Raw genomic sequence first — 12,371 nt, 5'->3', positions numbered from 1 at the left:
AATCCCCTGTGACAACCGGCTCCTGCCGGCGACGGAGCGGTGGTATTTAGGTCAGGGTCAATGGTGTCCAAGTAAGCGCTGTGCACGCTAAAACCGCTCGTCGGTGCCGCAAATTCCTGTGTCGGTAAAACCAAATCATTTGGCGGTGCCGCCGAGACGTTCAGCGGTGTTCACCAAGGTTTACAGCGTGCCGCCGAGCTACAGGTGAATGCCGTCAAAGCAATGCCGGGCGCAGCTAAACCATACGGCGCAGCCGCTGCATGTTTGGCAGGCGTATACGCGTCGCTTGGGAATATCGCCAGACAGTTTTTCGCACCGGTTTGAGCTGGAGTTGATGGGGGCTAGTAGTAAAATCGCCGGCACGCCCGCAAGCGAGTAAATCATGACCAATAACCTCGATCACCTGCTCTAATTCTGTTGCTAACAATGCCGAGCAGTAAACCGACAAGTCAAATAGAATGGCTATTCGTTCAAAATCAAAAGAGAGGGCAGGCTATGGATCATGATTTCTGGCATCAGCGTTGGCAGCAGAACCAAATCGGTTTTCATAAGCATGAGTTCAATCCGATTTTACAAACACATTGGCCGCGCTTGTCTATCCCGCAAAAAGCCCGGGTGTTTGTGCCGCTGTGCGGGAAGAGCAAGGACTTGCTCTGGCTGTTGGCCATGGGCTATCAAGTGGTGGGTGTGGAATTAAGTCCATTGGCTGTCGAGTCGTTTTTCGCCGATAACAATTTGCAGCCAACCGTGCGGCGCCAGGGCGATTTTTGGGTCAGCGAGGTCGATGGCTTGCAGATTTTCTGCGGGGATTTTTTTGCATTACAAACTGCCGACGTCGGCGAGTTTGATGCAGTTTACGATAGGGCGGCGCTGGTGGCCTTGCCGCCGGATATGCGCATCGATTATGTGATGAAACTGTCCTCCCTGTTGCCGACCAACGTGCAAATGTTGCTGATAGCATTCGATTATCCCCAGCACGAAATGCCGGGGCCGCCATTTAGCGTGCAAGCCGACGAAGTTGAGCGTTTATATAGCCACTGGTGTGAAGTGGAATTGCTGACCAGCGACGATGCCTTGGCGACCGAACTGCATTTTAAAGAGCGCGGCTTAACTAAAATGGTGGAGCAAACCTATAAACTTTTGGTTCGATAGTCGACGAAGCAGATAGTTGCCAGTTGCTTATCAACCCGGCTCTTAAATTTCCTGGATTCGTCATTCCCGCGAAAGTTAAAGTCCTTAGACCGCGCAGCGAAGCGATTTAAGCCGCTGGGCTCTCGCCTTCATGGGAACAGGGACATGTAAGGGCCGGGTTAATAAATCGGCAGATTGTTGCGCAATCGGCGCGACATGTTTCACCTATGTTTCAAATTACCTAATACTGTTTCAATGTTTCATTATGAAACGTCTTTTGCGCTGGATGATAGTGGTCCGGTCCTTGTCTACCTTGATTAATCGGAGAAATTACGCTTGGCACGCAAATTGATATAAAAATATTATTGATTAATTATATTTGTGAAGCGAGCATGTTTTCCTGTCAACTTTCAGAAACAGATATCCCGAGACACAACCATTCGCCGCGAGGCGGTCGCCGCCAAGATACGAGGGCGATGACAAGCGGCGTTCCGGCGCATTTGACTCATATCTCGTTAGCGCGGGTATCGGATTCAATACCAAACTACACTACAAATAAAGCTGGGTTGCCGGGCGCTGTTAACCCTTATATCCGAGCTATCCAGCAGACACTGCTCCCTCGAAATAAGCCGCAGAAGGCCTATTTACCCGCAAGCATTTCCATCACTTTAAAGAAGGAGGCGGCTATGACAGAGACTGCCGATCATTCGGTTCCTGCAAAATCCAGCTTGCTACGCTGGGAAATAGCCGTAGCGCTGTTGATAAAAGTCATCCTGCTCACCGGTCTCTGGTTTCTGATCTTCCGCTGGCAAGAGCGCCCCGCGGTTAAACCGGACATCGCCGCGCACTTTGCTTTGCCCGCCGCGCCGGTCCAAATCAATCCCGATTTTTCTTCACAACCCACCCAGGAGTCTCGCCATGTTCGGTGACGATATAGTCATGCTGTCACGCATGCAGTTCGGGCTAACCGCGCTGTATCACTTTCTATTTGTGCCCTTGACCCTGGGCATGACTTTTATCCTCGGCATTATGGAGTCGGTCTACGTGATGACCGGCAAAGAGGTGTACAAGGACATGGTCAAGTTTTGGGGCAAGCTGTTTGGGATCAACTTTGCCATGGGCGTCACCACCGGCTTGACGCTAGAGTTTCAGTTCGGCACCAATTGGGCTTATTACTCGCATTACGTCGGCGACATCTTCGGGCCAATACTGGCCGCGGAAGGCTGGATGGCATTCTTTCTGGAATCGACCTTTGTGGGTTTGTTCTTTTTCGGGTGGGATAGACTCAGCAAAGTGCAGCATCTCGCCGTCACCTGGCTGCTGGCAGTCGGTACCAGTTTATCGGCTTTGTGGATTCTGATAGCCAACGGCTGGATGCAGTATCCGGTGGGCGCCGAATTTAACTACGAAACCCTGCGCATGGAGATGACCAGCTTTGCTGATGTGTTCTTCAACCCGGTGGCGCAAGTCAAATTTGTGCATACCGTCGCGGCGGGTTATGTGACTGGCTCAATGTTCGTGCTGGGTATCAGTTCCTGGTACTTACTGAACAAACGCGACATTGGTTTCGCCAGACGCTCGTTTTCCATAGCCTCGGCTTTTGGCTTGGCCTCCATCTTATCGGTCATCGTCTTGGGCGACGAAAGCGGTTACACCTCCGGCGAAACTCAAAAAATGAAACTGGCCGCCATTGAAGCGGAGTGGGATACCCACCCGGCCCCTGCTGGTTTCACCGTGTTTGGTTTGCCCGATCAGGACAATCAGAAAACCGATATGGCGCTTAAAATTCCCTACGTATTGGGCCTGATCGCTACCCGCTCCATCGACGAGGAGGTCAAAGGTCTTAAAGATTTGCGCGAAGATAGCGTACAGCGTGTCGAGAGCGGCATGGTGGCTTACGATAATCTGCAAAAGCTGCGCGCCGGGGACAACAGCTCCAGCGTCAAACAGCACTTTGATGAGCACAAAGCCGACCTGGGCTACGGCTTATTGCTGAAAAAATATACCGACAAGGTCATTGACGCCGACGCAGCGACCATCCAAAAAGCCGCCAACGACACGATTCCTAAAGTCGCGCCGCTATTTTGGACCTTCCGCATCATGGTGGCTTGCGGTTTTATCATGCTGTTCATCTTTGCGATGACTTTTTACTACTGCGCCACCCGCGTTGCCGATCAAAAACGTTGGTTACTGCGCATGGCGGTCTGGTGCATCCCACTGCCTTGGATCGCCGCCGAGACCGGTTGGTTTGTTGCCGAAGTCGGCCGCCAACCCTGGACCATCTCGGGTGTATTGCCTACCCACATGAGCGTATCCAGCCTTAGTGCCGGGCAACTGTGGTTCAGTATCGGCGGCTTTGCGTTGTTCTACACGATATTGCTGATCATCGAGATGTATCTGATGTTGAAGTACGTCCGCCTCGGACCCAGCAGCTTGCATACCGGACGCTATTGTCTCGAACAGCAACCCGCCTAAACCATTCGTCAACAGGAGTTCATTATGTTTGATTATGAAACTATCCGCCTGATCTGGTGGGTCTTTATCGGTGTCGTCGGTATTGCGTTCGCATTGACTGAAGGCTTTGATTTCGGGGTTGGCACCTTACTGCCGTTTATCGGTAAAACCGACGTGGAGCGCCGGGTGATTATCAACACCGTCGGCGCCACCTGGGAAGGTAATCAGGTTTGGCTGGTGCTGTTGGGCGGGGCCATATTCGCGATTTGGCCGGCAGTGTATGCCACGCTGTTCTCCGGGCTATACGTGGCGATGCTGTTGGTGTTGTTTTCCTTGTTCTTTCGTCCGGCCGCGTTCGATTACCGCAGCAAGATCGAAGATCCGCGCTGGCGCAACAGTTGGGACTGGAGCCTGTTCATCGGCAGTACCTTACCGCCGGTTTTGCTCGGTGTGTTGGTGGGCAATTTGATACTGGGCCTGCCGTTTCATTTCGACCAAGATCTGCGCTCGTTTTACGACGGTTCATTCTGGGCGCTGTTGAGTCCGTTTGCCTTACTGTGTGGTGTGACGGGGCTGTTGCTAACGACCTTTCACGGCGCATTGTTTTTGAAATGGCGGAGTGAAGGCGTAATTCATCAGCGCGCCGTGAATACCGTTAATGCCTTGGGGCCGATGTTGTTAATCGCGTTAACAGCGGCAACAGTTTGGGTATTCGTCGGCATTGATCGTCCGGAAATTACCCAAATGGCGGCTACCGATGCACCGTCCAATCCCTTGCATAAAACCGTGATTGCCCATGGCGCAAGCTGGTTGCATCATTTCATGACGTATCCCTGGATGTGGCTGGCACCGCTGACTGCGTTTTCCGGTATCGCGCTGGCGTGGCTGTTAGGCAAGGGCGAGTCCAGGACGGGGGCGTTCGTACTCAGTAGCCTGGGCATTACCGGTGTGGCACTGACCGTCGGTTTTGGTTTGTTTCCCTTCCTGTTGATTTCCTCAACCGCTCCCGGTTCCAGTCTGACTTTGTGGGACGGTACCTCCAGCCACAACACCTTATTGCTGGGGTTTTGGATCACCATCATCTTTCTGCCCATCGTGCTGCTCTACACCCGCTTTGTGTACCGGGTGATGTGGGGCAGCGTTACCGAAGCCGCTGTTCTTAAAGACAGCCACACACTTTATTAAGGAGACACATCATGTGGTATTTCGCTTGGATACTCGGCGTCGGTTTCGCGGCGTCCTTTGCCATCATCAACGCCATGTGGCTGGAATCGGTGTGCGACATCGATCATCACGGCATCGATCAATCTTGCGAGAGCTTGGCGCAACGCAGCAAAGAGAGGTTGTCATGACCACAGACCGTATTGTGCGAATCGTCGCCGGCTTATTTGTGCTCCTGTCGCTGAGTCTGGGCGTTGAAGGAAGCCCGCTATTTCAGTCAAGCAACTGGCTTTGGTTTACCGCGTTCGTCGGGGCCAATTTGTTTCAAAGCGGTTTTACCCGATTCTGCCCGTTGGAAATGATTCTTAAAAAATTGGGCATTAAAGAAAGCTGCCAGTAGCGGCCGCAATAAATAATTATCTTTCAATTAGGAGTAGTCTCATGGCAAAAATTGTAATTGTAGGCGCAGGCATCGGCGGTATCCCGATGGCATTGGAAATGAAAGAAAACGCGCGGAAAGAAGACGAGGTAGTGGTGATCGCCGATACGCCGACGTTTCACTTTGTACCGTCCAATCCTTGGGTGGCGGTCAACTGGCGCAAGCCGGAAGACATCAAGGTGGAGTTGGCGCCCATGTTCAAGAAAAAGAAGATCGGCTTCATTCAACAAAAAGTCACGCGCTTTCACCCGGAAAACAATCAAGTGGAATTGGCCGATGGCTCGCAGGTCGATTACGATTTTTTAGTGATCGCCACCGGTCCTAAACTGGCATTTGACGAAGTACCGGGTTTGGGTCCCAACGGCCATACCCAATCGGTGTGCCATGTCGATCACGCCGGCGAGTCGGGTGAGTTTTGGGACAAGTTTGTCGAAGATCCGGGTCCGATCATAGTCGGCGCCGCACAGGGAGCTTCCTGCTTCGGTCCCGCTTATGAATATATGTTCATCGCCGAAACCGACCTGCGCCAGCGTAAAATCCGCGATAAAGTCAAAATGACCTATGTCACCTCCGAACCCTACATTGGCCATTTGGGTTTGGGCGGCGTGGGCGATACCAAAGGTATGCTCGAAGCCGAGATGCGCAGTAAGCACATCAATTGGATCTGCAATGCCAAAATCGACAAGATCGAAGCCGGCATGATGTATGTCACCGAAGTCGATGAAAACGGCCAGGAGAAAAAGAAACATGAATTGCCATTCAAACACAGCATGATTCTGCCGGCTTTTAAAGGTGTCGATGCATTGACTGGTATTGATAAACTGGTCAATCCACGCGGTTTTGTGATTGTTGACGAGAATCAACGCAACCCCACTTTCAAAAATATATATTCGATTGGCGTTTGTATCGCCATTCCGCCACTGGAGCAAACCCCGGTGCCTACCGGTACGCCAAAAACCGGTTACATGATCGAGTCGATGGTCACCGCCACCGCGCACAATATCCGCGCGGAACTGGATGGCAAACAGCCTAAAGAAAAAGGCACCTGGAATGCATTGTGTCTGGCGGACTTTGGCGATTCGGGTGTGGCATTCCTGGCCATGCCGCAAATTCCGCCGCGTAACGTGCAGTGGGCTTCAAGTGGTAAATGGGTGCATTTAGCTAAAATTGGTTATGAAAAATACTTCATGCGCAAAGTCCGCAAGGGAATCAGCGAGCCATACTACGAAAAACTGACCTTAAAAATGTTTGGCATTATGCGTCTGAAAGGCTGACACTGGTTTATGCCGTGCTGGTATGGAATGAAGAACACGGCTGTGCCCTTGGTCTACCAAAGGAACTAAGCGTCTAAGCTTCCATACCACCCCATTTGCCCTAATTGAATGCAGATTACTCAATGACACATCGATATTTTTGGCGGCTGGCCTTCGCACTGATGCTGGTTATAGATACGGCCTTGGCCGATGCTGAACCCAGTCACTACAGCCTGGAGCAAGCCATTGAAACCGCCTTGGCGAACAATCCCGAGCTTGGCATGATGCAAGCCCGTATCGAACAGGCCAATGCGCAGTTGGGCGAATCCTTGGCCAGTTTTTACCCGCAAATCAAAGCCAGCTTGTCTTATCAGCATAGCGATAATCCGGCCCAAGCCTTTGCAATGATCATTGCCCAGCGTCGACTCAGCTTTACGGGCAACGACTTCAATCATCCCGGCGGCGTGGATAACTATCGGCCACAAGTAACGGCGACGTACTCGTTGTTTCGTGGTGGTCAAGATTACTACCGTAAACAGGCCGCGGAACTGGGTATCGAAACCTCGGAACTGGAAAAGGCCGCGACCCGCAATCAGTTGGTCAATAACGTCACAGCGGCTTACTACGGCGAGTTGGCGGCGATGGAAGCGCACGAGATTAATCAACGCTCCATCACAGCAGTGCAAAGCGAGCTGGATCAGTCGCGAATTCGCTTTGATGCCGGCACCGTCTTAAAATCCGACGTATTGTCGCTGGAAGTGCAATTAGCGGAAGCCAAGGACGCGGAAATCCAGGCCGCTAACGCTATTGAGTTGGCGCAGAGTATGTTGAAAACCTTGCTGGGACTACCGACCAACGCCCCCTTTGCCATTAACTCGACGCAGCAAGCCGCATTACCGGCCAACCCTGCGGCTTTCGACGAATTACTCAATCAGGCGCTGAGCAACCATCCCGAATTGCAAGCGGCCGAGAAGCGCGTGGCGATGGCCGAACGTCAGCTTGATGTTGCCCAAGCAGCTCACTTACCCCGCGCTGACGCCTTTGTCAGCTATGGTTCTGATAGTAAAGATCTGGCCTTCAGCAGTAATCGCGATAACGTTACGGCGGGCGTGATGGTGGAAGTGGATGTGTTTTCCGGTTTTGCGACGCAGGAAAAAATCAAGAAAGCAGAGCACGAATTGACTGCCGCTCAAGAGGCCGCCAGGCAGACCCGCTTACGTATTGAACATCAGCTGAAATCGGCGCAAGTCAAGCTACAAGACGCGTTGAGTAGAGCGGAAGTTAGCGCCGTAGCGGTAAAAGCCGCAGAAGAAGCCTTGCGATTAGTCAATGAACAGCGCCAAGCCGGCGTGGTGACGGTGACCCGCTATATCGAAGCCGAAGTGGCGCGCGATAAGGCCCATACCCGACAAATCACCGCGCGTTTCGATGCCTTGCGGGCCGAAGCGGAACTCAAACAAGCCACCGGTTACTGGCAATAAAGGAGTCACGATGACCGAACATTTTTCTGAATCACATTCGCCGAGATGGCTTATCCCCGCGGCTGCAATTACGGCGCTGTTGCTGGTGATTTTATTTGCGCTGGGTATCTTGGGCGGCGAGAAAAAGACCGAACCAGGCAACACCGAACTGCCTGAGAGTAGCTTGCCCGCCGGTGCCCAGACCTTAAAAGTAGGCACACAGACTGCGGAGAACAATTTGTCCTGGCAAGGTGTGGTCAAATCTCGCTTGGCGGCGAAAATTGCCCCAAAGTTAAATGCGCGCATTCTGGAAATAGCTGTTAATCCTGGCGACAAAGTCAAACAAGGCCAGGTCATTGCCCGTCTCGATGATCGCGATTTGCGGGCGGCTTACAATGCTGCCAGCGCGGGGCAGGCGGCGGCTCAGGCCCAGGCGGCCCAGGCCAATGCCGAAGAAAAACGCATTATCGATCTTTACAACAAGCAAGCGGCCACCCGGCAAAACTACGAAACAGTACTGGCGCAAGCGCAAAGTGCCAGAGCCATGGCCAATCAAGCGGCCAGTTCCGCGCAACAGAGTAAAGTGATGCTCGGTGAAAACGTACTCTGCGCGCCTTTCGACGGAGTAGTCGGTGAGCGTTTGCAAGAGCCGGGCGACATGGGCTTTCCTAATCAAGCCATCGTCACTTTGCACAAACCCGATGACTTGCGCCTGGAAGCAGCCATTTCCAGCCACTGTGCCGCAGCCATCAAGTTAGGCATGGAAGTGAAGGTGCGCTTCGATACGCCGCAGCAAACGCTAGCGGCGACGGTAGACGAAATAGCGCCGGAAATCGATCCGCAAACCCGCACTCTGGCAGTAAAAGTCAAGTTGCCCAATATGCCTGGTTTGCAACACGGCCAATTCGGCTGGCTGGAACTGGCTTGCGCCAGCGCGCAGCAAGCTGTGATGATCCCGTCAGCAGCCATTTTGCATTACGGGCAACTGCAAGCGGTTAAAGTGCTGGACGGGCAACGGCTGCTTACCCGACATATTCGCACCGGCAAACAGTATGGTGATCAGGTCGAAATACTCTCCGGACTGCGCGCAGGCGAAACCATCTTGAGTAACGCTGGGTTGGGGCAATGAGTGAGTTGAACAAAACCGTGGAAGCGAAAAAGGACAGCATCACGGTTGCCATCGTCCGCTTATTCACCACTTCGCATTTATCGCTGCTGTTTTTATTGATTTCCCTGTTAGCAGGTGCGGCAGCGCTGACTTTGACGCCGCGCGAGGAAGACCCGCAAATCATCGTGCCGGTCATGGATGTGTTTGTGCATTATCCGGGGGCCAGCAGCGAAGAAGTAGAAAAGCGCGTGACCACGCCGCTGGAAGTATTACTCAAGCAAATCCAGGGGGTGGAATATGTCTATTCTGCCTCCCGGCCCGGCGAGTCGCTGGTGACGGTGCGCTATCGGGTGGGCGAGAGTATCGAAGACAGTTTGATCAAAACCCGCGATAAGCTGCAAGCCAATCTGGACATCATCCCGCCCGGCGTCAGCGATTGGGTAGTCAAGCCGGTGGAAATCGATGACGTCCCGATCTTGCTATTGAGCCTGTCCATGCCCAAGGCTGACGAAGACATTATGGCGGTGCGCCGCATCGCCGAAGAGCTGATTGAACGTTTGCGTGCCATCGACGACGTGGGCAAAAGTTGGGTTATCGGCGCGGCACCGCGCCAGATTTCGGTGTACCCCGATTCCGCCAAGTTGCAAGCCAGCGGCCTGAGCCTGCCGGAAATACAGCAAGCTTTGGCACAGAGCAACGTCAATCTGCCGACCGGGCGTTTGAATCAGCACAACAACGAAATCCTGCTGGAAGCCGGGCCCCATTACGAAACCCCCGAGCAGATTGGGGCGACGGTCTTAAAAAACGTCGCGGGCCGCTTGGTGTATTTGCGCGATGTCGCGCAAATCGTCGATGGCCCGCAAGACACTGAATACTACACCCGCATCGGCTTCGGTCCCGGCGTTGAGCAAATGAAAACGGTAGGGCACAAGGGCGGTCCTTTACCGGTGGCCGGCGAAGAGCGGCAAATGGCTACCATCGCCATTGCCAAGCGGCGCGGCAGCAATGCTGTCGGTGTGGCCGAGCAGGTGCTGGCCTTAACCGAAGAACTACATGGCACGCTGATTCCGGATGAAGTGCTAGTCACAGTCACCCGCAACTACGGTGAAACCGCCGATCACAAGGTCAACGAATTGGTGATGCACCTGAGTATCGCGATTCTGACCATCATCGTCCTGCTGGCGCTGGCGCTGGGTTTCAAGGAGTCGCTGATCGTGTCATTGGCGGTGCCGATGACTTTTGCGATTACCTTGTTATGCGATTTGATCTTCGGTTACACCATCAACCGGGTAACGCTGTTCGCGTTGATTCTGTCCTTGGGCTTATTGGTCGATGACCCGATTGTCGATGTCGAGAACATTCATCGCCATTACAAACTGCGCAAAGAGCCGCCGTTACAGGCATTGTTGACGGCGGTGGACGAAATTCGCCCGCCGACCATCTTGGCAACCTTCGCGGTGATCATGTCCTTCGTACCGATGTTTTTTATTACCGGGATGATGGGGCCGTACATGGCGCCCATGGCCTTTAACGTGCCGATTGCGATGTTGATGTCCTTGCTGATCGCCTTTACGGTGACGCCTTGGGCCAGCTACAAGTTGTTAAAAGGCGATTACGGTAAAGATCACGGACCGGAGTTTCGTCTCCAGGAAACCCGCGGTTTCAAGTTGTACCAAGCCATCATGGCGCCGCTGCTGAACCATAAATCCAAAGCCTTGTGGTTTTTGCTGGCGGTGTTTGTGGCGTTTGTCCTTTCAACCTTGATGGCCGTGACCCGCGTGGTGCCATTGAAATTGCTGCCTTTCGACAATAAAAACGAGCTGCAATTGGTGATCGATATGCCGCGCGGCTCCTCGCTGGAAGCGACCAATGAAGTGGCCACAGCTTTAGGCCAATATCTGTCCACCGTAAACGAAGTCAGCAGCTATCAGACTTATGTCGGTTTGGCATCGCCCATGGATTTTAATGGCTTGGTGCGGCATTACTATTTACGCCAGGGCGCCTATGTCGGCGACCTGCGCATCATCCTCGTTGACAAAACCCGCCGTGAGCAGCAATCCCATGCCATTGCTTTGCGGATGCGCCCGGATATAGAACGGATCGGTCAAAAATTCGGCGCCAACCTAAAAATTGTGGAAATGCCGCCGGGGCCGCCGGTGTTGTCCAGCGTGGTGGCGGAAATCTACGGACCGCCGGAAGCCGGTTATCAGGATTTGGTGAGCGTATCCAAACACGTTCGTGAACATTTGCAAACCACGGAGGGCGTGGTGGATGTGGACGATTATGTGCAAGCGCCGCAAGACCAATGGCAATTTGTGTTGAATCAGGACAAAGCGGCGCTCTTGGGCATTACCAGTCAACAGGTAGCCAGCAGCTTGAAACTGGCGGTAGAAGGCGGCGTAGCCGGGACTTTGCATATCGCCAGCGAACGGCAACCTTTGTTGATCACGCTGCAATACCCCCGAGCGGCGTGTTCCTCCGAGGCCGATTTGTTAAACCTGTCGGTTAAATCGGCGAAAGGCGATCTGATCCGCTTAAGCGAAATCGGTCGATTCAGCCACGAACTTGCCGATCAAACCATTTACCACAAAAACTTACGCCAGGTGTCGTATGTGCTAGGCGAAATGGCCGGCCGCAGCCCGGTGGAAGCAGTGTGGGATCTGCAAGACGCTTTGGAACAGCAGCCGCTACCAGCCGGTTACAGCGCGGAAATGGCCGGGGAGGGCGAATGGAAAATCACCGTCGATGTATTCCGCGACCTTGGTTTGGCGTTCGCGGCAGCGATGGTGATGATCTATATCCTGTTGGTGGGGCAGACCGGCTCCTTGGGGGTGCCGCTGATCATGATGATAGCTATTCCCCTGACGGTGATCGGCATCATGCCGGGCTTTTGGTTTATCAACTTATTTGCATCGGATGTGGGGCTATATGCCGATCCGGTATATTTCACCGCCACAGCCATGATAGGCATGATTGCCTTGGCTGGGATCGTGGTACGCAATTCGATCATTCTGATTGATTTCATCGAGAACATTTATCGTGGTAATCCGGACATCAGTTTGGCCGACGCCATCATCGAAGCCGGCGCCACGCGTCTGAATCCGATTTTTTTAACAGCGGCCTCGGCGGTGCTGGGCTCGGTGATGATCGTGCTCGATCCCATCTTCTCCGGCTTGGCCTGGAGCTTTATCTTCGGAATTATCGCTTCCACCTTGTTTTCGTTGGTGGTGATTCCCTTGGTGTATTTTTTGATCAATCGCGACATGCCCAAGCAAGTGCAAGTCGAAGAATAGTTCCCTAGCGCCCGCCGAGAAAATCCGGCGGGCGCGTTGCCGAGTGTTTTTTGTATACTCCCCACCCATAAC

General features: G+C 53.2%; 10 protein-coding genes. All 10 read left to right on the top strand.

Features of this window, described 5'->3' with window-relative positions:
* Positions 1–495: 495 nt before the first annotated feature.
* The 10 genes from A1332_RS05495 to A1332_RS05450 all read left to right on the top strand — a co-directional run bounded on the left by A1332_RS05495 (position 496) and on the right by A1332_RS05450 (position 12,299).
* The gene (locus A1332_RS05495; protein WP_064007552.1) at positions 496–1,152 is read left to right on the top strand and encodes a thiopurine S-methyltransferase; all 657 of its coding nucleotides are present in this window, start codon (positions 496–498) and stop codon (positions 1,150–1,152) included.
* Positions 1,153–1,817: 665 nt separating this feature from the next.
* Positions 1,818–2,060, top strand: a complete 243-nt coding sequence (cydP, locus tag A1332_RS05490) for a cytochrome oxidase putative small subunit CydP (RefSeq protein ID WP_064007551.1) — start codon at positions 1,818–1,820, stop codon at positions 2,058–2,060.
* A complete protein-coding gene (locus A1332_RS05485) occupies positions 2,050–3,606 on the top strand; it encodes a cytochrome ubiquinol oxidase subunit I (protein ID WP_064007550.1) in 1,557 nt (518 codons plus the stop codon). The genes cydP and A1332_RS05485 overlap by 11 nt, the downstream gene beginning before the upstream one ends.
* A gap of 24 nt (positions 3,607–3,630) precedes the next feature.
* Positions 3,631–4,770 (top strand): cytochrome d ubiquinol oxidase subunit II, encoded by a 1,140-nt coding sequence (cydB, locus tag A1332_RS05480; RefSeq protein WP_064007549.1) that lies wholly within the window; start codon positions 3,631–3,633, stop codon positions 4,768–4,770.
* A gap of 11 nt (positions 4,771–4,781) precedes the next feature.
* Positions 4,782–4,937 carry a cytochrome bd-I oxidase subunit CydX gene (cydX, locus tag A1332_RS26415; RefSeq protein WP_020481307.1) on the top strand — a complete coding sequence of 52 codons (156 nt, stop codon included), beginning with the start codon at positions 4,782–4,784 and terminating at the stop codon, positions 4,935–4,937.
* Entirely contained in the window at positions 4,934–5,146 is a 213-nt protein-coding gene (locus tag A1332_RS05470) for a YgaP family membrane protein (RefSeq protein WP_064007548.1), read from the top strand. The genes cydX and A1332_RS05470 overlap by 4 nt, the downstream gene beginning before the upstream one ends.
* 41 nt (positions 5,147–5,187) lie before the next feature.
* Complete coding sequence (locus A1332_RS05465) at positions 5,188–6,459, top strand: NAD(P)/FAD-dependent oxidoreductase (RefSeq protein WP_064007547.1); 1,272 nt, start codon at positions 5,188–5,190, stop codon at positions 6,457–6,459.
* Between the two features lie 122 nt (positions 6,460–6,581).
* The gene (locus A1332_RS05460) at positions 6,582–7,919 is read left to right on the top strand and encodes a TolC family protein (protein WP_064007546.1); all 1,338 of its coding nucleotides are present in this window, start codon (positions 6,582–6,584) and stop codon (positions 7,917–7,919) included.
* 10 nt (positions 7,920–7,929) lie between these two features.
* A complete protein-coding gene (locus A1332_RS05455; protein WP_064007545.1) occupies positions 7,930–9,027 on the top strand; it encodes an efflux RND transporter periplasmic adaptor subunit in 1,098 nt (365 codons plus the stop codon).
* Positions 9,024–12,299, top strand: coding sequence for an efflux RND transporter permease subunit (locus A1332_RS05450; RefSeq protein ID WP_064007544.1), 3,276 nt, complete (start codon positions 9,024–9,026; stop codon positions 12,297–12,299). The genes A1332_RS05455 and A1332_RS05450 overlap by 4 nt, the downstream gene beginning before the upstream one ends.
* Positions 12,300–12,371: the final 72 nt, after the last annotated feature.

This window comes from Methylomonas methanica (assembly GCF_001644035.1).
Taxonomy (GTDB): Bacteria; Pseudomonadota; Gammaproteobacteria; order Methylococcales; family Methylomonadaceae; genus Methylomonas; species Methylomonas methanica_A.
The sequence above is the reverse complement of the archived record's forward strand: the minus strand, read 5'-3'. Positions and strand labels throughout refer to the sequence as shown.